Source organism: Candidatus Dormiibacterota bacterium, from assembly GCA_035544955.1.
Taxonomy (GTDB): domain Bacteria; phylum Chloroflexota; class Dormibacteria; order CF-121; family CF-121; genus CF-13.
The window spans coordinates 31,485-54,804 of record DASZZN010000012.1 but is presented as its reverse complement, the minus strand read 5'-3'; the positions used below and the strand labels follow the sequence as shown (position 1 = coordinate 54,804).

Genomic DNA, 23,320 nt, shown 5'->3' with positions numbered 1-23,320 from the left:
TGGCCCTTCAAGGTCGATACCTCAATCAGTGACGACTTCCTAATAGGGAGCCGGACAAGGAGACATCAGATGTCAACAGAGCAGAACAAGGCGATCGCCCGGCGCATTCCCCTCGAGGTGTTCGAGCAGGGACGCCTTGCCGTAATCGACGAGATCGTCGCGCCCGATGTCAAAGAGCACGGCGAACCCCCGCCTGGCATGCCCGCAGGCCGCGAGGGACTCAAGGCGGTCGTATCGGAGATGCGCAAAGGATTTCCGGACCTAAAGTTCAGCGTCGATCTCCAGGTTGCCGAAGGTGACTTCGTGGCCGGCTATTCGACCGTCAGCGGCACCCATAAGGGTGAGGCCTTTGGGATGCCGGCCACCGGGAAGCGCGCGGAGTGGGCGGAGACGCACATCGTGAAGATCGTCAACGGCAAGATCACCGAGCACTGGGGAGTCATAGACCAGCTTGGAATGCTTCGGCAACTCGGCCTTGCCCCGACCCCGCAAGCGGTGACGGCCGGCCGCTAGAGAACCAATCCGCGCAAGAGGGGCGGTCAGGAGACCGCCTCTCTTAGGCACCAGCTGATGCTGGCTAACCGGAAGGCGCACCACGTCGCCGGCGAAGGCGCCGCCAGTCATCGATCGTCATCGCCCACCGCTGGTGATCGCGCCAGCGGCCCGCGACCTTCAAGTAGCGCGGCGAGAAACCTTCCAGCCGGAAGCCAGAGCGCTTGACGAGGGCAATCGACGCGGCGTTTTCCGGCTGGACGTTCGCCTCGACGCGGTGCAGCGTCATGCTCGTAAACGCATGTCGGAGCACCAGGCGCATACCGTCCGTCATGTAGCCCTGTCCGTCATGCGGCCGCTCGGCATAATAGCCGAGGTAGGCGCTCTGAAACATTCCGCGGACGATCTGACTCACGACGAAGACGCCAACAATTGCATCGTCGACGAGCCGGCAGACGATGAAGCACTTGACGTTGGGCTGGCGGCAGCGGGTCATCCACCTGGTAAAGGCTTCCGCGTCGGTGGGCGGCCGCACCCAGCCCCGATGGAAAGCGCGGCTCAGCCGGTTCGCCGCAACGATCTGCGGCCCCTCGCGCTTCGTGGGCTCGCGGAGGTAGACGCGTTCACCGACCTCGAGGGCCGTTTCTTGATCAGGTTTCGGCACGTCGTGCCCACCATCCCAGAATCCCATTCACGGCCCAGCCGGCGAGCCAGTTGGCAGCCAGACCGGCACGATCCGGAAACCAGGAGATGTAGACCGAGCGCTGATTGCTGGCAACCGCCTGGGCGACACGCCGCGCGACTTTCTCGGCTGACACCGGCGGCAGCACCTGGTGTGCCTGGCGGCCGCGGGTGCCGAGGCGGTTCTCGCCGAAGCTGGAACGTGTCGTCCCCGGGAAGACATTCATCACCTTGATGCCGCGATGCGACTCCTCCATCCGCAGCGCATCGCCGATCGCAGTCAGCGCGAACTTGCTCGCTGAGTAGTACCCGATCCGCGGAACGACTATGCGGCCGGCCATCGACGAGATGTTGATGATCATGCCGGAGCCCTGCGCGCGCATGATCGGGATCACCGCGCGGATGGCGGCCGCGGCGGCCAGTACGTTGAGCCTGAACAGCGTCTCCACGTCGGCGCTTGACGCATCGCTGATCGTCGCACTCATACCCTGGCCCGCGTTGTTCACCAGGATGTCGATCCCGCCGAGCTCGCGAATCGCCTCATCCGCCATCTGCTCGACGGCGCCCTCCTCCGTCACATCCGTCGGAATCACGACCGCCGTGCCGCCCTCCGATTTGATCTGCGCGGCGACCGCGTCCAGCCCTGGACGGTTACGCGACGCGAGCGCGGCCCGTGCGCCACGCCGGGCGAATTCGAGCGCGATGGCGCGGCCGATCCCGCTCGACGCGCCGGTTACGATGACGCGTGCGTTCTTCAGGCGCACGCGCTAATGCTGGCAGCCTCGACAGAAATCGGTCGCCTCGCCCCGCGCCGTCAGCTCCGAGATCCGATGTCCGCAGCGCGGGCACTTTCCCTTCGCCTTGCCGTGCACGGCCATGAAGCTCCGATCCTGCTTGTGCGGCTCGTAGCCCGGCTGCGCCTTTATCGATTCGATGGCCGAGCTCAGCACTTTGTGCGTCGCTGCGTAGAGCCGTGACAGCTCGTCGGGCTTGAGCGTGGTTCGCTTACGCAGAGGCAGGAGTTCGGCCTCATGAAGAATCTCGTCGGAGTAGGCGTTGCCAACTCCGGCGATGAACGCCTGGTTGCGGAGCAAATTCTTTAGCTCGCCAGGGTGACGGCGGATGCGCTGCGAGAATTCGGAGAAGGTCGCCGTTAACGCGTCCGGGCCGAGCTCCGCCCATCCCGGAATCGTCGGCAATGCCCCCGGCACCACCCAGTAAACGCGCCCCATCTTCACGGTGTCCAGAAAACGCAGCTCGTCGCCACCTTCGAGCGTGATGCGAAAGACGGTCGAGGCCGCGACTTTCTCGGAGGCCTTCGTCCACTGGAGCCGGCCGCCCAGCATCGGGTTGATGACCAGGTGCTGCCCGCTGATATCGAAGATCAGAAACTTGCCACGGCGCCAGACTCGCTCGAAGGTCCCGCCCACCAGTTGCCGGGCGTACTCGTCCGGCGGCGTCCGAAGCAGGAAGCTCAGCTTGGGCGAGGTCCAGACCTGGGCAATCTTCCTCCCCTCGAGTCGCGGGCCGAGGTATTCGCGCAGAACTTCGAGTTCCGGGAGTTCAGGCACTGGCGGTCAGGCTACCGCATAAATGGCGTGTAAATCTGTTGCTTGACAAGACTGGACGTCCAGTCTAGTCTCGTGACGACAGAATATGGCTCCAGCCAGGGAGCGGATCATGAGCGAGGCGACGCGGCTGCTGTCCCGCGACCTACAGGCGTCGGTGGACGAGATCGCGGCGGCGGCGGGCGTGTCGCGAACCACCTTCTACCGGGCCTTCCCATCACGCGCCCAGTTGCTGCACGCGCTTGAAGTGCAACCGGAGCCGGATACGCGACAGCGCGTCCTCGATGCATCGATCCGCTTGCTCCGCGCCCAAACCCTGAACGACCTGTCCATGGATGCGCTCGCATCTGAAGCCGGCGTCTCCCGCGCGAACCTCTATCGCCTTTTCCCCGGCAAGTCGGCGCTGTTCAAGGCCATCCTGCTTGCGTACTCTCCATTCGAGCCGGTCATGGCGGTCTTCGCCCGTGCCGGTGACCGCCCGCCCGAAGAGGTCATCCCCGAGATCGTGCTGACGGCGTATCGAACCGTCGCGGGACACACGGGCATCGTTCGCACCCTGCTGCTCGAGGTCACATCCATGACCCCGGAGTTCGCCCAGGCCTTTGCCGAAACGGGCTTGCGCGCCTTCGGAACGTTCGCTCAATATCTTGCCGGCCAGATGGCCGCCGGGCGCCTCCGGCGCATGCATCCGATGATCGCGGTGCAGAGCCTGGTTGGCGGCGTGATGTTTCACATGCTGGCCGCGCCCGTAATGAGCCAGGCGATGGTCGACGTTCCCGCCGGTGAGGACGTCGTGCTCCAGTTCGCCAGTGTCTGGCTGCGTGGCATGGGACCGGAGGCGCCGACTCGTGGCAACTGAGGCCTATGCGGTCGACACTGAGGATGTCGTCAAGCGGTTCGGCAGGCAGACAGCCCTCGACGGCGTCAGCCTGCGCGTCCGGCGCGGCGAGGTCTACGGACTGCTCGGCCCGAACGGGGCCGGCAAGACGACGCTGATTCGCAGCCTCGTCGGGCTGGTCGCCCCAGAGGAGGGCACGGTCACCGTGCTCGGCCGCCGCATGCCCCAGCTCGAGGTTCTGGCGCACGTGGGCTACATGACGCAGCAGGCCGCGCTCTATCCGGATCTCTCGGCCGAGGAGAACGTCCACTTCTTCGGCGCCATCAACGGGCGTGTCGACGGCGTTCGCGAGGCGCTCGACTTCGTCGACCTCTGGGATCGTCGGAAATCGGTCGTGAGCACGCTCAGCGGCGGGATGCGGACGCGATGCTCGCTCGCCTGCGCCCTGGTCCACAAACCGGATCTGCTGCTCCTCGACGAGCCAACGGTCGGCGTCGATCCGCAGCTGCGGGTCCAACTCTGGGACGGCTTTCGCAAGATGGCAGCCGGCGGGACCTCCATCGTCGTCTCGAGCCACGTCATGGACGAGGCCGAGCGATGCGACCGTCTTGGATTGATCCGCTTCGGCAAACTGCTCGCCGAAGGGACCGTCGCCGAAATCAAGGCGAGGGCCGGCGTCGATCGGTTGGAAGATGCCTTCCTCAAGCTCTCCGAGGCGTCGCTCGGATGAGCGCGAGCCGCGTCCGCGCGATCACGCAACGGCTCCTGCACCAGTTCCGTCGGGATCGTCGCACCCTGGCCCTTCTGTTCGGGGCGCCGCTCATCATCCTGGCCCTCCTCGGTTACCTACTCCGCGGCGGCGGCGACGTGCCGAAGATGGGCGTCGTCAACCTCGACGGTGGCGGCCTTGGCAGCGTCGTCGCCTCGGCATTGGAGAGTTCGAAAGCCGTAGCCGCGTCAGCAATGTCGCAGGTGGACGCCGAAGCCAAGCTGCGGTCGGGCGACATTGCTGGATATGTGCTGTTGCCGTCCGACTTCTCGGTTCAGGCCCAACAACATCACGTCATCGCCCCGGAGGTGCACCTTGAGGGAAGCCAGCCGGGCCTCTCGCAGAGCGTCGTGCAGGCGGTCAGTCAATCGTTCGTCGCCCTCGCCGGCCAGGCCGGCGGCATTCAGTTCGCACCGCGGATCACCTTCCTCTACGGTGGGCCTAGCTTCGACACGCTCGACTATTTCGGCGCCGCCTTCATCGGCCTGGTGGTCTTCTTCCTGGTGTTCGTCATCACCGCCGTGGCGTTCCTCCGCGAGCGCGGTCAGGGAACGCTGGAGCGTTTGATGGCGAGTCCGCTTCGTCGGGCGGAGATCGTACTGGGCTACATGCTCGGCTTCACGGTGCTGGCACTGGTGCAATCCGCTGAGGTGCTCGCCTTCAGTCTCGTCGTGCTGCACGTCCACAACGTGGGCAACGTTGCTTTGATCTTCCTGCTCGAAGCGTTGATGGCGATCGCGGCCGTCAACCTGGGCATCTTCCTCAGCATGTTCGCCCGCACCGAGTTCCAGGCGGTGCAGTTCATTCCCCTCGTCATCGTCCCGCAGATGCTGCTCGCGGGCATCATCTTCCCCATCAGCACCGAGCCCGGGCCGCTTCAGGCGCTGTCTCGCGTGCTGCCGCTGACCTATGCCGTCGAGGGGCTGCGGAACATCATGATCAAGGGCGCCGATCTGAGTTGGTCATCGCTGCAGCTTGACGTCGGGGTGGTCCTGGGCTTCTGTGTCCTCGTCATCCTCGCCGGCGCCGCAACTCTCCGCCGCCGCATCGCCTGATCGCATCTGACGGTACGTCTAACAGCGGCTTCTGTCGCACAATCACCTGGATCCCGCGCTGAGCGCACGGCGGTATAGATTTGGGTCGAATTGGTCCCTTTCGAACTGGCTGTCAATGGGAAGCTCCTCTGGGATCAAGAGGGAAACTTCGGTGAGCTGCGTCCGAAGGCGGACCGCACGCTCATCAGCTTCCTGCTGATTCATGACGACGAATATGCCGAAGGGCAAACTCTCCATGAGCGATGGACCTTCCGGAGCGAAGGGAGCAGCGATCGAGCGCGGGTCATCGCAAGGACCGCCCCTGATGAGGCTGAGGTTGCGATCTGTTCGGTGGAACCCCCCAGGGCCAGCATTGAGCTGTCGAACGGGGGAGGATTGCGACTCTCTTCCTCCTTCTGGAGGTGGCAATGGTTTTTGCGAGATGGTGACGAGACGGAACTCGTCCGGATTCGGCCCACCTGGGGACTTGGAAGCTGGCGACGAGCGAGCGTAAGGGTTTCCGAGAAGGGCAAAGCCTTGCGTGAGTTACCCCTACTCTTGCCCCTGACCTGGTTTCTATATTTCTACTACTTGGAGTTGGACAGCGAGTAGGGCATCAGCCATCGTCGATTGCCTGGCCATCACTATCGATAGTTGCGCGAGGTAGGGAAGACGTCTTCGTCGGGCAGGGACGGCGCGGCCTCGACGTGATCGACGAGCACGCTGAGCACCCCGTCCTGCTTTTGCAGCCTCCCGTCCATGATCAGGATCGGCTCCAGGTTGGCCACCTGCCGGTAGCGCTGATAGATCGGCGGCCGCAGGATGACGTCGACGTGGCCGAACTCATCAGCCAGCGTGAAGAACTTGAATTCTTTTCCCGTCGATGGCGATTGCCGCGTGATGACCAGGCCGCCGACGCGCACCTTCGCCCCATCGCGAACGCTCGACCGGATCGTCTTCGAGTCGATCACGTGCAAGGCATCGAACTGCGGCCGGTAGAAATGAATCAGGTGATCCGTGGTCGTTAGCGAGAGCATCCGGTAGTCGGTCGCGACCCGCTCGCGGTGGGTCATGGGCGCCAGGCTCACTGACTCTGACGGCTCGGCCAGCATCGGCGAGCGCTGCCAGTCGTCGGCATGTTCGTTGAAGCGCCAGACCGCCTCTCGCCGGTTCGGTTCCAGCGTGTCGAAGGCGCCGGCCAGCACCAGGTTCTGCACCTGTGCCCGGGTCAGGCCGTTCCGGGATTGTGTCGTCAGGCGGATGCGGCGGCAGAACTCCTCGAGGGAAACGACCGGACCTTTGAGCTGCGCCTCCTCGAGGACCTCGAGCGCCTTGTCGCCGACGCCATGCACGTAGTTGAAGCCGAGCCGCAGCGCGCCACCTTCGACGGTGCAGCGCACGTAGCTCTTGTTGATGTCGACCGGCAGGATCTTGACGCCGTGGTGCTTGGCGTCCTCGACGAGCACGTGCGGGTGATAGAAGCCCATCGGCTGGTGGTTGAGCAGCCCGGCGTAGAGCGCGGGCGCGTGATGCAGCTTGAGCCAGGCGGTCTCGTAGCAGGTGCGGGCGAAGGCGGCGGCATGCGATTTCGTGAACCCGAACTCGGCGAACGCGGCCAGCTTGGTGAAGATCTCCTCGGCGATCGGTTGCGGGATCTCGTTCTGGGCGCAGCCGCTAAGGAAACGCTCGCGGATCGCCGCCATCAAGTCGTGGGAGCGGTGGCTGCTCATCGCCCGCCGGAAGCGGTCGGCTTCGGCGCTCGAGAAGCTGGCGCAGTCCATCGAGATCTTCAAGATCTGCTCCTGGTAGAGGACCACGCCGAGCGTCTCCTCGAGGATCGGCTTCAGGCGCGGGTGGATGTACATCACCGGCTCCTTGCCCTGCTTGCGCCGGAGGTACGGATGCACCGCATCACCCTGGATCGGGCCAGGGCGGATGATCGCGACCTCGACGACTAAATCGTTGAAGGTCTCCGGCCGCGAGCGCGGCAGCGTTTGCATTTGCGCCCGGCTCTCGATCTGAAAGACCCCGATCGTGTCGGCCTGCGTACAGAGGTCGTAGACGGCCGGGTCTTTCAAGTCGAGCGCGTCGAGGTCGGGGCGCACGCCGGTATCCGCCTCGATCTGGTCGAGGGCTTCGGCCACCACCGAGAGCATGCGCAGGCCGAGCATGTCCATCTTGATCAAGCCCAGCTCCTCGACGTCGTCCTTGTTGAACTGCACCACCATGCGGCCCGGCATGGTCGCGCGCTCCACCGGCACGATGTCGATCAGCGGCTCGCCGGTGACCAGCATCCCGCCGACATGGATCGAGAGGTGACGCGGGAAATCGAGGATCTGGGTAGCGAGGTCGAACAATTGCTGCCAGGGCTTCGCGGCGTTTGCCGTCGGATAGCCGGCCGCCTGCGCGATCGTCTCTGGGCTTTCCGGGTGCCAGGCGGACGCCGACTTCGCCAGGTGGTCGATCGTCTCCTCCTTGAAGCCGAGCGCCTTGCCCACCTCGCGGATCGCCGACCGCTGACGGTAGGTCACGACGTTGCAGACCATCCCGGTGCGCTCCGGGCCGTACTTTTCATAGACGTACTGGATCACCTGCTCCCGGTGCGCGGTGGAGAAGTCGATGTCGATGTCGGGCGTCGTCGTCATCTCTTCGTGCAGGAAGCGCTCGAAAAGCAGGTTGTGCTCGATCGGATCGACCCGGGTGATACCGAGCAGGTAGGCGACGATACTGTCCGCCGCCGAGCCACGCCCCTGGCCCGGGATGCCGCGCGCCTGCGCGAACCGCATCAGGTCCCAGTTGATCAGGAAGAACTCGCTGAAGCCGGTCTTGTTGATGACGTCGAGCTCTTTCTGCAGACGGGCCGCGACCTCGGAAGTGACCGGACGATATTTCTCGCGGACGGCATCCTGGCAGAGCCGGTACAGGAAGGAGTACGGCGTCTCCCCCGCCGGGACCGGAAAGCCGGGAAAGCGTGCGCTCACCAGGTCGAAGCTGAAGCGGCAGCGCCCCGCAATCTCCGCGGCGGTAATCATCCCTTCGTCGACAACCTTCCGCGGGTACCGACTGAAGACCTGGCGAAGCTCGGCCCCCGATTTGAGGTAGTGCTCGGCATTGGGGTGCAGGTAACGCTGCGCCTCGTCGAGCGTGGTGCGATGACGGATCGCGGTGAGGACGTCGTGGAGCTTGTGCCGGTCGGGCGTCGCATAAAAGACCTCGTTGGTGATGACCAGCGGCGCCGCATACTGCCCGGCCAGGTCGAGCAGCCGCTGGTTGCGCGAGCGATCGTCCGGAGCCAGGTGGTCGTGCAGCTCGATGAAGACCCGATCGCGGCCGAAGATTTCCTGGTAAAAGGGCAGCCGCCCTTTGGGATCGGCGACCAGCGCGATCAAGTGCCCGCTCAGGGGCGCCAGCTGGTCCGCCGGCAACCGTGCCATGCCTTTCGCGTTGGGCATCTGCGCCATGCTGATCAAGCGGCAAAGGCTCGTGTATCCGAGCTTGTCTTCCACGAGCAGCAGCAGCCTGTCTCCCCAGCGGTCGTAATCCACCCGGTCTTTCGGCGGCGTGGTCCCGTCGTCGATCGTCAGCTCGCTGCCGACGATCGGCTGGATACCCGCGCGTTGTGCCGCGCCGAAGAACTTGACCGCGCCGTAGAAGCCGTTGCGGTCGGTGATGGCGAGCGCCGGCATCTCCAGGTCGCGGGCACGCGCCACCAACTCGTCCGGATGCGATGCGCCCTCGAGGAAGGAGTAGTTGGAGTGGCAGTGGAGCTCGGCGTAGGCGCTAGTCATAGACGCGCTCGACAAACCATTCCGCACTGGCCCGGTTGCAATAGCACTCCAGCGCGAGGTCATCGTCGATCAGCAGCCGCCAGTACTCGCGCGAGACCGGGCTGCGCCACCAGTCGCAGTCGATCCGCCAACGGTTGAGCACGCGGGTCACTGGCTGCCACCCGGCCGCCGACTCGAGATGCGTCGGCACGCCATCGGCATCGATGAGCACCCGGACCGGCCGTGCCGGCGCCAGCAGTTCCGTCACGCGGGTTTCCACAGGATCCGGTGGTCCGGGAGCGGCGCCGCATCGCGGCGGACCTGGGCACGCTGGATCAGGGACGGGCCGTATTCCTCCTGCAGGCGCGCGACCGCATCGGCGATCGCTTCCTTGAATGAGTCGCTGCGAATCAGCAGCCCGGGTTGGCGAACATAGGCCGCTTCCAGCCGGCCCGCGCGCAGCGTGATCCGGTCCAACGGCGCGACGATCGATGCGCGCAGCAGGCGCGGACGGATCCCGTCGAAAAGCTCGCCTGCTGTCGTCATCGGGTAGGCAAAGCGCGCCTCGATCACCAGCGCCGGCGCCGACTCCTGGTTGAGGGTGATGCGGACCGCGCGTGTCCCGAGTCCTTGCGAAAGTAGTGAGGCGCTCACCCGCTCGGCCAGCGCGCGGGCGATGAATTGCAGCGCCTGGGTGTTGTCGACCGGCGGCTCGAGTGGCTCGCTTTCCTCGATCCGGACGGCCGGCCGCCATAGCCGCAATCGGCGTCGGTCATCGCCCAAGGCCAGGTCATAGACCACGAGGGCTTTTTGGCCGAACTGGCGGCGAAACGCGGGGCGAGAGATCGCCTGCAGACGACCGATCGTCTTGATCCCAAGGAGCTCGAGGTATTCGCGCAGGTCGTCATCGAGCGGCAGGACATCGATCGGGTAGCGCGCGAGAAAGGCTCGCGTGTTCTCTTGCTCGACAATCACGGGGGCCGCAGCGGTCGCATGAGCGGCCGCCACCGCACTGACGAACATCGACGGCGCCACACCAATCGCCGGCTTGACGCGGATCGCGGCGTCGATGGCACGGCTGATGGCGGCCAGCAACTTTGAACGGTCGGGCCAGCGCAGGGCCAGGCGGTCGAGACGGAGGAAGGCACAGCCAGGATCCTCGCCGGCAGCCACGTCGGGGGTGAAGTGGTGCAGGGTCAGGAGCAGGGACTGGCGGACCCTGGCTGTGGCCTCCTTGTCGACCGGTTGAAAGGTAGCGTCGGGCGCAAACTGTTGAGCCTGGTTGAGACTCATCCCCTCGACCACGCCCTGCGCCCGCGCTTCGGCCGATGCGGTCGTCACCGAAGCGCGCTCGTGCGCGAGCCCGCCGAGGATCAGTGGACGGCCGCGCAACGCCGGCGCCGTCAACCAGGCGGCGACCAGCGATGGGTGGGGCGTGCGAACACAGCAAATCATGGGATCGGGTATGGAATGATCCATCGGGCCGTGAGGCCCGGTGGCGCCAGCCGGTTCTTGATGACGGCGGCATCGACCTGCAAGCCTTCCAGATCGCCGTCGCGGCGAAAGACCCAGGCGCTGCGCTGGAAGCTCAGGATCAGGCTGGCGTAATAGCGGATCGCGTCCTCGGCGTCAGCGTCGTGGATCAGCAAGAGCGTGCACTCGGCTTCAGCGGCGCGGTGCAGCAAGTGCGGCAGCTCGGCATCGAGCCCCGAGGATCGAGTGCGCGGCAGATCGATGACGATGAAGTCGACGCCGGCACGCGCCAGCACCCGCACACTGGCCATCGCTTCTTTGATGGACTTCGGTCGCACCACCAGCAGGTGGTCGAGCCGCGCATCGAAGTGGCTCAGAAATTCTGGATCGAGACGGCCTGGAATGTCGACGTAGGCAACCGGTCCCTCCCGGCTGGCGGCGGCGATGCTGCGCTGCGCCAGCGTTCGTTTGCCCGAGCCCCTCGGTCCCGCCAGCAAGCTCAGCCGGCCCACCGGCCACCCGCCGATCCCAGTTAACGCATCGAGCTCGGGGATCCCGGAGGATCGTGCCGGACACGGAGGTGCCGACGGGCGCGGCGCGGCGCTCCCGAAACGGGTCTGGAGCACCGTAATGGCTTGTTGCAGCCGATCTGGCATTTGAGCACGTCCCTAAGGAGAGATGGCGAGAACCGCTGTGACATCAGGCCTCCCCGGGGACGCAAGACCAGACGCTGAGGCTGGCTAGATCTTATCGAACAAATGTTCGCTCGTCAAGATAGTTCGACTTCGCTACCCGCGTCCGGCTAGCGCGCTTCCTGCAGTCCGACGCTGAACATCGCCTCGAGGTCGTGCTTCGAGTAGACCTTGAAGGCGACGTGCGTATGGGTCTTCACGATCCCCGGCACCTGCGACAGCCGCGAGGTCACGACGTCGGCGATCTCCTCGTGATTCTTGACCCGAACAATCACCACGAAGTCGAATTCACCAGTGACAGAGTAGGCCTCGGCGACGCCTGGCACGTCGGCGAGGGCGGGCCCGAGCTTCGCGATGGCAGACCGTTCCGCCTCGATGAGGACGACGGCGGTGACCACGAAGGGGATTCTCTCACCTCGTTTGGTAGGTCTCAAACTCTTGACACTACGAACATATGTTCGTATAATGTCATCGTGAAGATGGGGGTAGGGGGAGTGTCGGCGAAGACCAACTATCGGCTCGAGGATTTGGCGGTAGCCCTTGACGAGCACATCCGTCGCACCAACCAGCGGATTGACGACGAGCCTGCCCGGGTCAGCCGGCTCCGCCGTGCGCGGCGCCAGCTGGAGCTTCGGATGTGGAAGACGTCACCGCTCTTTTGCAAGACTCGATGAGCGTCGTCGCTAATCTGAGCCGCGACTCGGTTGACGTGCCGCTCCGTCGCGACGTCGATGAGTTCTTGGACTTGATTGTTTGCGGCCTGCCCCAGGGCGATATCTCCGGCAGGCTCAAGCGGCTCGGCTACGTGCGCGATCGTCTCAATCTCACCTTCTCGAAGGAAGCGGCACGCCTGTCGGCAGAGTTTCGTGAGGAGGAAACAGCGGACCGGCTCGACGCGCCGACCGCCGGCGAGTGGATCCGGCATAACTGCAAGATGAAGAGCGGCGCGGCCTACGACTGCATCAATGTCGGCGAGCAGCTACCCCGGATTGCGAAATGCGCGCAGGCCATGGTCGATGGTGAGATCGGTTTCGCCCACCTGTCGGTTATTGCCCGCACGGCGACCGCCCTTTCGAATACCACCCCTGAGTCTGTCTTCCAGGAGGATGACGTCCTCGAGCACGCCCGGGAATCGTCAGCCGGACGGCTCTGGCATTACTGCGAACGCCTCCGCCATGCGCTGGACCCGGAAAGCGTAGAGCGGGATCATCGCGTTGCTGTCGAGGAGCGACGCCTGAAGCTGAGCGTGTGGGAAGACGGGTCGCTCGAAATCAGCGGACAGCTGGACCCCGTTGGCGGCGCTGCGTTCCGCACTGCTCTCGAGCCGCTGGCGCAACCGATGGGCCAGGGTGACGAACGCTGCCTCGAGCGACGCCAGGGCGATGCGGTCGTCGAGCTATCGCTTCACTCGCTCGATGCCGGGCTCGTGCCGCAGCACGCGAGCCAGCGCCCGCATCTCCAGGTGACGACCACCCTCGAAACGCTGCAAGGATTGCCTGGATCCCCCGCAGCTGACCTGGAGTTCTCGACGCCGGTCTCATCAGTGACAGTGCAGCGGCTGGCGTGCGACGCGAGTATCGCGCGTGTGGTGTTTGGTCCAGGCTCGGTGGTGGTCGACGTCGGCCGTGCGGCTCGCGTGGTCTCCGGCGCGACCCGCCGCGCGCTGAACGCCCGCAACCAGCACTGCCAGTGGCCCGGCTGCGAACGCACGGCTTCCTGGAGTGCCGCTCACCACCTGGTCCACTGGATTCAGGGCGGGGCCACCGACCTATCAAATTTGATCCTGCTGTGCCACCGCCATCACTGGATGGTGCACGAAGGCGGATGGAAACTGGCCCGCTCGGATGACGACCGACTGCTGGCAATTCCACCGGTCTACGACTACTACTCGGCGCGCGCGCCCGATACGGTCCCCGTCGCCTGACCTCGACGCCCCTTCGCACAATGATCATCGATGGCAGGCGCAATCCGAATTGGCTGTTCGGGCTGGTCGTATCCGCACTGGCGGAAGCTCTTCTATCCAGAGAAGATGCCGGCGCGAGAGCACTTCGTGTTCTACGCGCAGCACTTCAACACGGTCGAGCTCAACAACTCCTTCTATCGGCAGCCCCCGCGGGAGCGCTTCGAGGCCTGGCGAGAGCAGGCGCCACAAGGCTTCCTGTTTGCGGTCAAAGGCAGCCGCTACGTCACCCACATCAAGCGGCTCGCGGTCGAAAAGAAGTCGATCGACCTGGTCGTCGACGCGGCACTCGGGCTTGGTGACAAGCTGGGGTCCGTCCTCTTCCAACTCCAGGCAAACTTCCATCTCGACCTGGAGCGCCTGGAGCACTTCGTCGCCATGCTGCCCAAGGACGTGCGCTTCACGCTCGAGTTCCGCCACGACTCATGGCTCGTGCCGGCGGTCTTCGACCTGCTACGCGCCCACCGGATCGCACTCTGCATCCCAGACCACCCCAGGATGCCCAAGTCGCTCGAGATCACGAGCGACTTCACATATATAAGGATGCATCTCCCCCCTCGAGGCCTTGGTTATGGCCGCAGCGTGCTAGAGCCGTGGGCCGACCGCGTCCGCGACTGGAAGCGCCAAGGGCTCGATGTGTTTGTCTATTTCAACAACGACATGGAGGGCCACGCGATCAAAGATGCGCAGACGCTGACCTCGCTCGTCACGGGTAGAGTTGGTGAGACGCGATGACCACGCCGAACTCTGGACCGGTCGCGTTCCGATCCTTTTCTGGTTAGAAGGGCGGCGTACCTCCGGTGTGGGTGAATACCTTGTTCACAATCGTCCATGACCTGTCGAGGCGGATCAGGGAAAAGTAATCGACAAAGGAAACGCTTCCCCAGCAACCTTCCTCTAACAGCGTCGCCACCGCGACATCGCCGACCTGGTCCACTGAGGTGATCCGCGCCCGGTAACGGCCGTCCGTGTCCATTGGTCCCTCGGCCGCCATCTTGAAGAGCTCCTCGATCGGAACATCGTAGCGGTGGCCGGCCAGCGCGCCATACATTCGGGCATCCGCGTGGAAGGCTCGTTCCAGTTTGGAGCGATCGCCCTTGGCTGAGCCGTCGACGTACAGCTGGATGACTCCCGCAATCGCCTCGTAATCGTCGATCGACGTGTCTGCGAGGTTCGCCGCCAATGTGGCCATCGTCGCTACCTCCTCCGCAAATCGGTGGATTTCCCCTCGCGAAAGCCTACGCCGATGGACAAGGCGTGAAGTACGGGAAGGCCGGGATTCGAACCCGGGGAGCGGAAACACCCGCTCAAGCGCTTAGCAGGCGCTCGCATTCGACCACTCTGCCACCTCCCCGCGGAGGCGGTAGCCAGTTTACCCTGTTTCTATGAAAGCTTCCGTCGATGAGCAATGGGCCTGTTACGGGCGCGCCCTGATCGGCTCGATGAGCGAGGTGCTGGGCGAAACGCCAGATGATATCCATGCCAATCTCCTCGAAACGGCCGACTACTGGCTGTCGGTTGGCCTCGTGCTCGGACTGCGGGAGCCCGACCAGGCGCAACAGCTCCTCCAGTTGATCGAAGCCTATGAGGCGGAGCGCGGCGAGCTGGCGCGAGACGCGAAAAGCCTCATCGGCCAGGTCTTCGAGTGAGGCGTCGCGGGCTCGTCTCGCAGATGTACGCCGCGGCCCGGCTGGCGAACGACGTCTCGACGCTGGCATCGGGCAATCCGCACCGGATCGCTCGACGGGCAAAGAACAAGATCGTAGGCCGGGCGCTCGGCCGCGCCGGCCTCTGGCGATCGCTCTGGCGCTGACCTAACGCTGCCGGGTCTCGCTTACTTGCCGGCGGATTCAACCGGGAGACTCAGCACGAACTCGCTCCCCTCACCGAGTTTCGACACGCACACGATTTCACCCTTGTGCAGGCGGGCCAGCTCTCTCGCCAGGTACAGGCCCAGCCCGGTGCCGGGCACGTCGTTGAGGGGAGCCAGCCGGCTGAAGCGCACGAAGAGCCGATCCATGTCCTGAGCGGCGATCCCGATGCCCTGGTCTCGGACGCTCAGCATGGCGACGTCGCTGGAGGTGGACAGTTTCGCCGTGACATCGCCTCCATTCGGCGAGTACTTGATGGCGTTGTCCAGCAGGTTGGCGATGATGATCTCGAGCCGCAAAACGTCACCGAGCACCCATAGCTCACCGCCGACGCGGTCGTCAAAGCGGACGCGATGCCGCGCCGTGGCCGTCGTTTCCGCAGTGACAACACTTCGACGGACGATCTGGCTCAGATCGACGCGCTTGCGCTTCAGCTGCACCCGTCCGTCTTCGAGCCGCGCGGCCTCCACCATCTCGTTGGCGAGGAGGTTGATCTGGGCGGCTTTCGCTTTCAGCATCGGCAATACAGGACGCAACCGCTGTGGGACCGGCCCCAACGATTCGTCTTCGATCATCGAGAGGTAACCGCCCAGCGTGGCCGCCGGTCCGCGGAGCTCGTGTGACGCCAGCCGTAAGAATTCCGACTTCGCCTTTTCCAAACTGGCGAGCTGGTCCGCCTTCTTACGCAGCCGGTTGGCTTCGAGTTCTTGCCGGCGTCGAGCCTCCAATTTTTCTTGCGTCTGCGCGGCTAGGACCAGGACATGGCTCACGCGACCGACCTTCAGCAGCGGATAGGCATCGATGTTCAGGATCCGGCTGGTGCTGGGGCCTTGCCCGCCCTCCGAGGTGAAGTAGCTCTGCGGTTCGCGGCTGACACGCACGAGCCTGAAGAGCTCGATGACGGCGTCATGCTCCGCCCGATTGAAAACCTCACCGACCAGCTGCCCCTCATCCGGCATTTGGTCGAGACCCAGCACCCGGGCGAACACCTGGTTGCCGTAACGGAACCTGAACCCGTCGGCCTCCAGCTCGAACAGCGCTATCCCGACCGGCAACACGTCCAGCACACGGGGCAGCAACCCGTTCGCCGGGCGTACCTTTCCCCGGGTGGGAATGGGGCGCTCCGCGGGAGCTGCGTCTGGGTGAATCGTTGTATTCAACACCTGATATCGCTATTCTAATCTTTTCATATAGGTGCGCGATCAAGGTCGGGGGTTATGGAAGCCGGACGCCACTGCTGGCTGTCGGAGGATGTGACATCAATCATATAAGATTCTGCAAGAATACCGAAGCGCGGGAATTCGACCGCCAGTACACTGTCGTGAGTGACGGACGCCTCGACGCCGCAGCGGCTTGCTCCCACCACTGACGGAGGCCCGGTCGGGCCGGTCATGGTCATCGGCGGCGCCGAGGACAAGCTGGGTGAGCGGGTCATCCTGTCGCGCTTCGTCCAGCTTGCCGGCGGCGATCATGCCCGCATCGCGGTGATCAGTACCGCCTCCTCCCTCGGCGACGCGGCGACCGAACTGTATGGCCAGATCTTCGCCCGGGTCGGTGTGGGCAAAGTCACGGGCCTCCGTCCGGAAACTCGCGAAGAGGCCAACGATCCGCGGATGGTCGAGGCGCTCAAGGCCGTCACCGGTATTTTCATGACCGGCGGTAATCAGCTGCGACTCTCCTCCGTGATCGGCGGAACCAAGCTCGGCGCCGCCATTCTCGACGCCCACGGCCGTGGGGTCGTGGTGGCCGGGACATCCGCGGGCGCGAGCGCGGTGGCGACCCACATGATGGCCTTCGGCAGCTCGGGCGCCACCCCGAAATACCGGATGGCGAACGTCTCGGTCGGCCTGGGGCTGGTCGTCAACGTCGTGGTCGATCAGCATTTCGAGCAGCGCACACGGCTCGGCCGGCTGCTCGCCGTGGTCGCGCAGTCGCCTTCGCTGATCGGGCTGGGCCTCGATGAGGACACCGCCGCCATCATCGACGCGAACGACGTGCTCGAAGTGATCGGCCGCGGCTCGGTGACGATCGTCGACGGCACCGATGTGATCACCGACGCCTTCCAGACGACCGGTCACAAGCCGATGATGGTATCGAACGCGCGCCTCCACTCCCTACCCTCCGGTTATCGATTCGACCTGCGCGCGCGCCGCGTCCTGCCCCTGGTCGTCGCCAAGAACGAGCACCTCGCCCAGCTGGCGCAGGGCCGCGTTCGGAAGATGGTGCGCCGTCTCGAGGATCGAAAGGCCTCGGAGTGAGCGAGTCGCGCATGGACACGCGAGTCGAGCGCGACGAGGACGCCAAGCACGAGCCTGTCGAGAACAAACCACCGCTAAAGCCCGACCTCAAGATCCTCGAAAGCCAGGTCCTTCGTGGCCCTAACTTCTGGTCGTACGACCCGGCGATCCGCCTGCTGGTCGACCTCGGCTCGCTCGAGCACTGGCCCTCCAACACGATTCCCGCCTTCAACGATGCGCTGATCGACCTGCTGCCGGGTCTGCAGGATCATGGCTGCTCGCTCCATCGCCCGGGCGGCTTCATCGAGCGGCTGCGCGACGGGACCTGGATGGGCCACGTCGCCGAGCACGTCGCACTCGAACTCCAGCGCGAAACCGGCGGGACCACGACGCGAGGCAAGACCCGGCGGGCCGGAACGCCCGGCTACTACAACGTGGTCTACGGCTACAACGAGGAACAGGTCGGGCTGGCGGCCGGGAAGCTCGCCGTCCGTCTACTCAATCACCTGGTGCAGGCCAACCCCACCTTCGACTTCGTCGCGGAGTTGGAAAGCCTGGTGCTGCTGGCCGACAAAGCGGCCTTCGGCCCCTCGACCCAGGCGATTCTCGACGAAGCCGCCCGCCGGGACATTCCCTACATCCGGCTGAATGAGCAATCCTTTGTCCAGCTCGGACAGGGCAAGTACCAGCAGCGGATCCGCGCCACCATGACCTCCCGCACCTCGGCCTTGGGCGTGGACATCGCGGGCGACAAGAAGCTGACCACGTCCTTGCTCGCTTCTGCCGGGCTGCCGGTGCCGCGAGGCGATACCGTCCAATCGGCGGACGAGGCCGCCGCGGTCGCCGCCCGCATCGGCTACCCGGTTGTGTTGAAGCCGCTAGACGGGAACCACGGGCGCGGCGTCAGCCTCGACGTGCGCACCGAGGAAGACGTCCGGCGCGGCTATGAGCGGGCCATCAGCCAGACGCGCAGCGGTGTTGTCGTGGTGGAGAGCTTCATCAAGGGTAACGACTATCGCGTGCTCGTCATCGACGGCCACATGGTCGCGGTCGCGGAGCGGGTCCCGGCGCACGTCATCGGCGACGGCGAGCACACGGTGCGCGAGCTGGTCGACATCACGAACCGCGATCCGAGGCGCGGCATCGGCCACGAAAAGGTGCTGACCCGGATCAAGATCGATGACGCCGCTGACGAGCTGGTCAAACGGCAGGGATTCGGCCTAGACGAGATTCCTCCCAAGGACGCCGTCGTCAAGCTGGCGGACACCGCCAACATGTCGACCGGAGGCATCTCGATCGACCGCACCATGGAGGCCGACCACGACAACGTCGAGATCGCGGAAGAGGCGGCGCGCGTGGTTGGTCTCGACGTGGCGGGCATCGACTTCCTCACGCCCGACATCTCCCAGCCGGTTCGGGAGACCGGCGGAGCGATCGTCGAGGTGAACGCCGCCCCGGGCTTTCGGATGCATACCCACCCCACCGAGGGCGAGCCGCAGTATGTGGCGAAGGCCGTCATCGATCTGCTCTTTCCGCAGGGAACGCCCTCGCGCATCCCGATCGTCGCCGTCACCGGATCGAACGGGAAGACCACCACCGCGCGCATGATCGCCCACATCGTCAGGGGCCTCGGCCACAAGGTCGGGATGACGACCACCGACGGCATCTATATCGACGGCCGGCTCGTCAAGCAGGCGGACGCCAGCGGCCCGCGCTCCGCCCGCATGGTGCTCCAGAATCCCCGTGTCGACTTTGCGGTCTTCGAGGTCGCCCGCGGCGGGATCTTGCGGGAGGGCCTGGGCTACAGCGCGAACGATGTCGGAGTCGTGCTCAATGTCACCGGCGACCATCTCGGCCTGAAAGAGGTCAACTCCCTGCGGCAGCTGGCCGCGATCAAGCGCGTGGTCGTCGAGGCCGTCCCCCGTGGCGGCACCGCCGTCCTCAACGCCGATGACGAGCTGGTGGCCGAGATGCGGACCCACTGCAGCGGGTCGGTGATCCTCTTCTCGATGCAAGACGACAACGAGCTGGTGGGTCGCTGGGTGCGCCGCGGCCGCAAAGCCTTCGTCATCGAGAGGCAGCCGGGCGGCGGCGAGATGATGGTGCTGCGCGAGGGCCGGCGCACAACGCAGATCGCCTGGATCCACCTGATCCCGGCCACCTTCGAGGGTCGGGCGCGGGCGAACGTCCAGAATGCGCTGGCCGCCGCGGCGGCGGCCCACGCCGCCGGCGCCCACCTTCACGACATCCGGCAGGGGCTGCGCAGCTTCCATCCGTCCTTCCACGAAGCGCCCGGACGCCTCAACATGTTCGAGCTGCACGGTGTGAAGGTGATCGTCGACTACGCCCACAACCCGCATGGCCTCGCGCTGGCCGGCGACTTCGTGGAGCGCCTGACGGCGCCCGGCGTCAATGGACCCGAGCCGGGTCGCCGCATCGCCGTGATCGCAACCCCGGGTGATCGCCGGGACGAGGACATGCGCGAGCTCGGGCGGGTGGCGGCGCGCGTCTTCGACATCCTGATCGTGCGCGAAGACGCGAACCCGCGCGGCCGGAAGCGCGGCGAGATCGCCGGCCATGTGATGGAGGGCATCAAAGCGGCCGCGGAGAGCCGCGTGCAGAGCGCAGAGATCATCATCGACGAAGGGCCGGCCATCGACGCCGCCCTCAGTCGCGCCACTGCCGGCGATGTCGTCCTGCTCTGCGTCGACAAGCCCGCCGACACCTGGCGCAACCTGGAGGCACGCCGGGCGCTGCCCGTCTCGCCCGGGACCTAACTCCGCGCTCGCCGCACCAGTTCCCGGATGCGGAGCGGCCCGACCGGCGCCCCGCCCCGGTCGCGCAGGTCCTGGAAGATCTCGGGGCGTTGCCCGAGCGCCGTGATCGCAATCACATCGTTGGGTGCCGACGCCTCCAACATCCACTCGAGCGCCTCGAGCTCGTTCGGAAAAACGGGCGCCTCCGGCTTCCCGCCGTCCGCAAGTCCCGCCTGCAGCCGATTTACCAGGTCCTGCGGATCGCGGCCACGCAGGTACCGATGAAGCTGGGCGATCGCGACCCGGTCGGGGCCACGCGCCGCGGTGTATCCGAGTCGGTGGAGGATGGCGTTGGTCCGGTCGCCGGCCGAGCCAAACGCCAGAAAGATGCCGGCAGCCGGCGCTCGCAGCCCCTGGCCGATCTCGATCAAGCCGCGCATGCCATCTTCGTTATGGGCGTAATCGACGACGACCACGCGGCCATCCACCTCGAAGATATTGGCTCGGCCCGGATTGCGCTCGGCGTCCAGCACGAAGGAGCGAAGCCCCTCGACGACGGCTCCCTCGGGGATCCCGGCACCGAGCGCGGCGGCCGCCGCAGCCATCGCGTTGCTGAGGTTGTGGCTGGAGATGCCGGCCAGTGTGACCGGCACATCCTCGACCGGGAGCAGCCGATGGGTATGCCGGCGAGATGTCATGACCACCAGGGCGCCGTCGAGAACCGAGATCGCCCGTCCACCCTCGGCCAGTGTCGTGCGGATCGCCGGGTGGTCCGCGTCCAGCGAGAAGAGCCAGGGCTGGCCCGACGCCAAGCGCCGCATCGCCAGCACCCTCGGATCGTCGGCGTTGAGCACGTCCCAGCCCTGCGGCCTCGTGATCCGGGTGATACTGGCCTTGACTTCCGCCAGCTGGTCGAGCGTGCGGATCCCGTATTGATCGAGGTGGTCCTCGGTCACGTTGGTCACCACCGCCACGTCGTTGTGGTCGGTGCCCATCCCCCGCAGCAGGATCCCGCCACGCGCCGTCTCCAGCACCGCGAGGTCGATACCGGGTTGCGCCAGCGCCTTGGCCGCCCCACTGAACCCGGAGTAGTCGCCTGCCTCCACCAGCTCGTCATCGCGATAGACCCCGTCGGTCGTCGTGTAGGCGACCGTGTGCCCGGCCGCCCGCGCCAGCTGCGCAATCAACCGCACCGTGGTGGTCTTGCCGTTGGTTCCCGTCACCGCGATGATCGGGATGCTGGGGCGCAGCACAGTCGGCGCCGGCCCGGGCTCCATCCTCTCGAGCCGATTGGCGGCCGCAGCGATAGCCCGCTCCAGCGATCGTCGACCGTCCAGGCATAGCTCGAGCAGCGGGGCGAGCTCGCGCGCGAACGCTTCCGCGGCTCGCTGCCGCCGCCACACAAAGGCGACGACGATCTGCTCGGCGTCCGGACCAGGCCGGCCCCGAATCGCGAGATGCGTGGCGGTGGCGTCAGCCAGGAGACGCGCGACGTGCACCGCGAAGCGGGCGACGTAGCGGCGTCGCTGATCGCTATTCGGCGCGCCCGCGGTGGCGACCGGCGTGAAGCCGGCCTGCCTCGTGAGCCGCTCGGCCCGTCCGTCCGGGAGGGCGAGCCAGGGGGCGACGCCCAGCGTAAGCTTGATCGCGGGCCGCGTGAAGTAGAGGTTGGGTCCGTCGAGCACCCGCAACTCGACGACAGTCACGGCTTCAGCAGTTAGCTGAGTGTTTCCCCGGCGCCGTTGACATGCTCATGCGCTTCCGACACGCGCTCGTGTAGGCGCTCCAGCAAGAGGCGATACTCCGTCATCAGGTGGCGAGTGCGTTCCCGCACGCGACGGTAGTCGCCGATCGCCGGTCGTGCCGCTGGCGTTTGCTCCACGAATGGCTGCAGCGCTGAACCGAGCTCCCGGATTTTTTCAGCCATCACCTGGAGGATCTCTTTCTTCAGCTGGGGCGACAGGCCCTCCATGATGTCGGCATATCCCTGCAAGAGTGAGAGGTGGGAGCGGACCGTGATGGCCACCTGGGACGCCGGCTCGTCGGCTGCCGGGCGCTGGGGTCGAAGTCGGAGGACCTTGTTACGTTGTGGCAGCGAGGCGCTCACGCGGTGAATACCATCCCGTAGCCACGGCGCGGTTCGCTGACCAGCCGGGCCGGGATCCCCGTGGTCGCCAGGTGGCGTCGCAGGCGCACGACGTAGGTGCGAAGTTGTTCGGCGGAAAGCGCGGGCGCCGCCCAGGCAAGGCTCACCAGTTGGGCCGCCGAGAAGAACTGACCGGGCCGCCGCGCCAGGAAGGAAAGCAATTGCGCCTCGCGACGGGTCAGCGTAAGCCGCCGCCCCGCATAGGTGAGCACGCGCCGCCGAATGTCGAGGTCGAGGCCGGCCAGATCCCACAAGCGCCGCTCCCAGAAATCGAGCCGCGACTGCAAGCGCCGCAGGTGCCCTTCCATCCCGCGCTCGTCCGCGTCGCTGGCCCATGACCTGTCGGTCTGACCGTTGCCACCCGCTTCTCGCCGCAGCCGGTTCAAGGTCCGGTCGGCGAAGGTGACCAGCTCGCGGTAGATCGTGATCCACTGGCGTGCATCGTCGAGGTCTCTGGTGTCGGGCACCTCGCCCTGGATCAGGTAGAGCTCCGTCATCCGCTGGCTGGGCATGCTGACGCGGGCCATGGCCCGATACTACGCTTCCTCACCTATATACGCGACACGAGCAGCGGGGTAGCATGGGCCCGCAGCGTGATCTTGCTGATGGAGGCCGTCGAGTAGCTCTTCCCAGACGTTAGGCGAGCGGTTCCTGGTTCAGCGTGGCGGTCAGGCGCACCGGAACCGCATGGGCCAAGGACTGCGCCGCGTGGCAGGCGCGCTCCGCATGGGTGACCAGTTTTCGAACGCTGGCGATCGGTGCGCTGCTGACGACGGACAGCTCGATCGTCACCTCTTCGAAATAGGCGGGGCGTCGTCGACATCGTATTTCTCGGTACCCATCATCACGTACTGCAGCGGCGAAGGGCCCTTCTCGGTGCCGCCGCGCGCGAGCGGCTCGTCTGACTCGACAACGAATTTCCCCATCCGTCCTTCCAGGTGGACATCGTCGAGGATCCGCGCGACGCCCGGGTGGTAGTCCGCCGCTGCTCCGGGTCTTGGCGCTCATTTCCCGCCGCAGGCGCGTAATGTCAAGA

Annotated in this window: 24 protein-coding genes, 1 tRNA gene and 1 pseudogene; 11 read left to right on the top strand and 15 right to left on the bottom strand. The window is 65.6% G+C overall.

Going from position 1 to position 23,320, the window contains the following annotated elements:
• Nucleotides 1-69 precede the first annotated feature (69 nt).
• On the top strand, nucleotides 70-513 hold the full coding sequence (locus tag VHK65_04290) for an ester cyclase (GenBank protein HVS05368.1): 444 nt from the start codon (nucleotides 70-72) through the stop codon (nucleotides 511-513).
• Between the two features lie 64 nt (nucleotides 514-577).
• Here VHK65_04290 and VHK65_04285 read toward each other — a convergent pair whose 3' ends face one another.
• Genes VHK65_04285 through VHK65_04275 form a run of 3 tightly spaced genes read right to left on the bottom strand, consistent with a single transcriptional unit; the run spans nucleotide 578 to nucleotide 2,744 of the window.
• A complete protein-coding gene (locus VHK65_04285) occupies nucleotides 578-1,156 on the bottom strand; it encodes a GNAT family protein (GenBank protein HVS05367.1) in 579 nt (192 codons plus the stop codon).
• Complete coding sequence (locus tag VHK65_04280) at nucleotides 1,143-1,937, bottom strand: SDR family NAD(P)-dependent oxidoreductase (protein HVS05366.1); 795 nt, start codon at nucleotides 1,935-1,937, stop codon at nucleotides 1,143-1,145. The genes VHK65_04285 and VHK65_04280 overlap by 14 nt, the downstream gene beginning before the upstream one ends.
• Before the next feature lie 3 nt (nucleotides 1,938-1,940).
• Nucleotides 1,941-2,744, bottom strand: a complete 804-nt coding sequence (locus VHK65_04275; protein HVS05365.1) for a DNA-formamidopyrimidine glycosylase family protein — start codon at nucleotides 2,742-2,744, stop codon at nucleotides 1,941-1,943.
• Between the two features lie 109 nt (nucleotides 2,745-2,853).
• On the opposite strand from VHK65_04275, the gene VHK65_04270 reads away from it, so the two are divergent.
• Genes VHK65_04270 through VHK65_04260 form a run of 3 tightly spaced genes read left to right on the top strand, consistent with a single transcriptional unit; the run spans nucleotide 2,854 to nucleotide 5,403 of the window.
• Nucleotides 2,854-3,600, top strand: coding sequence for a TetR/AcrR family transcriptional regulator (locus VHK65_04270; protein HVS05364.1), 747 nt, complete (start codon nucleotides 2,854-2,856; stop codon nucleotides 3,598-3,600).
• A complete protein-coding gene (locus VHK65_04265; GenBank protein HVS05363.1) occupies nucleotides 3,590-4,309 on the top strand; it encodes an ABC transporter ATP-binding protein in 720 nt (239 codons plus the stop codon). Before VHK65_04270 ends, VHK65_04265 begins: the two co-directional genes overlap by 11 nt.
• Nucleotides 4,306-5,403, top strand: a complete 1,098-nt coding sequence (locus VHK65_04260; protein HVS05362.1) for an ABC transporter permease — start codon at nucleotides 4,306-4,308, stop codon at nucleotides 5,401-5,403. Before VHK65_04265 ends, VHK65_04260 begins: the two co-directional genes overlap by 4 nt.
• Nucleotides 5,404-6,026: 623 nt before the next feature.
• On the opposite strand, the gene VHK65_04255 is transcribed toward VHK65_04260, so the two are convergent.
• From VHK65_04255 to VHK65_04235, 5 genes are all read right to left on the bottom strand, one after another.
• Nucleotides 6,027-9,170 (bottom strand): error-prone DNA polymerase, encoded by a 3,144-nt coding sequence (locus VHK65_04255; GenBank protein ID HVS05361.1) that lies wholly within the window; start codon nucleotides 9,168-9,170, stop codon nucleotides 6,027-6,029.
• Complete coding sequence (locus VHK65_04250) at nucleotides 9,163-9,417, bottom strand: hypothetical protein (GenBank protein HVS05360.1); 255 nt, start codon at nucleotides 9,415-9,417, stop codon at nucleotides 9,163-9,165. The genes VHK65_04255 and VHK65_04250 overlap by 8 nt, the downstream gene beginning before the upstream one ends.
• Entirely contained in the window at nucleotides 9,414-10,628 is a 1,215-nt protein-coding gene (locus VHK65_04245; protein ID HVS05359.1) for a hypothetical protein, read from the bottom strand. Before VHK65_04245 ends, VHK65_04250 begins: the two co-directional genes overlap by 4 nt.
• Nucleotides 10,601-11,278 (bottom strand): hypothetical protein, encoded by a 678-nt coding sequence (locus tag VHK65_04240; GenBank protein ID HVS05358.1) that lies wholly within the window; start codon nucleotides 11,276-11,278, stop codon nucleotides 10,601-10,603. The genes VHK65_04245 and VHK65_04240 overlap by 28 nt, the downstream gene beginning before the upstream one ends.
• Nucleotides 11,279-11,424: 146 nt before the next feature.
• Nucleotides 11,425-11,712, bottom strand: a complete 288-nt coding sequence (locus tag VHK65_04235; GenBank protein HVS05357.1) for an Lrp/AsnC ligand binding domain-containing protein — start codon at nucleotides 11,710-11,712, stop codon at nucleotides 11,425-11,427.
• A gap of 75 nt (nucleotides 11,713-11,787) precedes the next feature.
• Here VHK65_04235 and VHK65_04230 point away from each other — a divergent pair, with 75 nt between their 5' ends.
• Genes VHK65_04230 through VHK65_04220 form a run of 3 tightly spaced genes read left to right on the top strand, consistent with a single transcriptional unit; the run spans nucleotide 11,788 to nucleotide 14,009 of the window.
• Nucleotides 11,788-11,988, top strand: coding sequence for a hypothetical protein (locus tag VHK65_04230; protein HVS05356.1), 201 nt, complete (start codon nucleotides 11,788-11,790; stop codon nucleotides 11,986-11,988).
• Nucleotides 11,985-13,238 (top strand): DUF222 domain-containing protein, encoded by a 1,254-nt coding sequence (locus VHK65_04225; GenBank protein ID HVS05355.1) that lies wholly within the window; start codon nucleotides 11,985-11,987, stop codon nucleotides 13,236-13,238. Before VHK65_04230 ends, VHK65_04225 begins: the two co-directional genes overlap by 4 nt.
• A gap of 30 nt (nucleotides 13,239-13,268) precedes the next feature.
• Nucleotides 13,269-14,009, top strand: coding sequence for a DUF72 domain-containing protein (locus VHK65_04220; GenBank protein ID HVS05354.1), 741 nt, complete (start codon nucleotides 13,269-13,271; stop codon nucleotides 14,007-14,009).
• Between the two features lie 43 nt (nucleotides 14,010-14,052).
• Here VHK65_04220 and VHK65_04215 read toward each other — a convergent pair whose 3' ends face one another.
• Both VHK65_04215 and VHK65_04210 read right to left on the bottom strand, forming a co-directional pair.
• Entirely contained in the window at nucleotides 14,053-14,466 is a 414-nt protein-coding gene (locus tag VHK65_04215) for a nuclear transport factor 2 family protein (GenBank protein HVS05353.1), read from the bottom strand.
• Between the two features lie 73 nt (nucleotides 14,467-14,539).
• A tRNA-Ser gene (locus tag VHK65_04210) sits at nucleotides 14,540-14,628 on the bottom strand.
• Between the two features lie 31 nt (nucleotides 14,629-14,659).
• Between VHK65_04210 and VHK65_04205 the strand changes: the two genes are divergently transcribed.
• Together VHK65_04205 and VHK65_04200 are read left to right on the top strand one after the other, a co-directional pair.
• Complete coding sequence (locus tag VHK65_04205; protein ID HVS05352.1) at nucleotides 14,660-14,923, top strand: hypothetical protein; 264 nt, start codon at nucleotides 14,660-14,662, stop codon at nucleotides 14,921-14,923.
• On the top strand, nucleotides 14,920-15,087 hold the full coding sequence (locus VHK65_04200; GenBank protein HVS05351.1) for a hypothetical protein: 168 nt from the start codon (nucleotides 14,920-14,922) through the stop codon (nucleotides 15,085-15,087). The genes VHK65_04205 and VHK65_04200 overlap by 4 nt, the downstream gene beginning before the upstream one ends.
• Before the next feature lie 21 nt (nucleotides 15,088-15,108).
• On the opposite strand, the gene VHK65_04195 is transcribed toward VHK65_04200, so the two are convergent.
• Complete coding sequence (locus tag VHK65_04195; GenBank protein ID HVS05350.1) at nucleotides 15,109-16,308, bottom strand: HAMP domain-containing sensor histidine kinase; 1,200 nt, start codon at nucleotides 16,306-16,308, stop codon at nucleotides 15,109-15,111.
• A gap of 162 nt (nucleotides 16,309-16,470) precedes the next feature.
• Here VHK65_04195 and VHK65_04190 point away from each other — a divergent pair, with 162 nt between their 5' ends.
• Nucleotides 16,471-17,403, top strand: a complete 933-nt coding sequence (locus tag VHK65_04190) for a cyanophycinase (GenBank protein HVS05349.1) — start codon at nucleotides 16,471-16,473, stop codon at nucleotides 17,401-17,403.
• An 11-nt stretch (nucleotides 17,404-17,414) separates the two neighbouring features.
• Nucleotides 17,415-20,159 (top strand): cyanophycin synthetase, encoded by a 2,745-nt coding sequence (gene cphA / locus VHK65_04185; protein HVS05348.1) that lies wholly within the window; start codon nucleotides 17,415-17,417, stop codon nucleotides 20,157-20,159.
• Here cphA and VHK65_04180 read toward each other — a convergent pair.
• The 4 genes and pseudogenes from VHK65_04180 to VHK65_04165 all read right to left on the bottom strand — a co-directional run bounded on the left by VHK65_04180 (nucleotide 20,156) and on the right by VHK65_04165 (nucleotide 23,313).
• Nucleotides 20,156-21,844: a Mur ligase family protein gene (locus tag VHK65_04180; GenBank protein ID HVS05347.1), complete on the bottom strand. Its 1,689-nt coding sequence runs from the start codon at nucleotides 21,842-21,844 to the stop codon at nucleotides 20,156-20,158. The genes cphA and VHK65_04180 overlap by 4 nt on opposite strands.
• Before the next feature lie 11 nt (nucleotides 21,845-21,855).
• Complete coding sequence (locus VHK65_04175; GenBank protein ID HVS05346.1) at nucleotides 21,856-22,245, bottom strand: hypothetical protein; 390 nt, start codon at nucleotides 22,243-22,245, stop codon at nucleotides 21,856-21,858.
• A complete protein-coding gene (locus tag VHK65_04170) occupies nucleotides 22,242-22,811 on the bottom strand; it encodes a winged helix-turn-helix domain-containing protein (GenBank protein HVS05345.1) in 570 nt (189 codons plus the stop codon). The genes VHK65_04175 and VHK65_04170 overlap by 4 nt, the downstream gene beginning before the upstream one ends.
• A gap of 109 nt (nucleotides 22,812-22,920) precedes the next feature.
• A pseudogene (locus VHK65_04165) lies at nucleotides 22,921-23,313 on the bottom strand (OsmC-related (seleno)protein).
• Nucleotides 23,314-23,320: the final 7 nt, after the last annotated feature.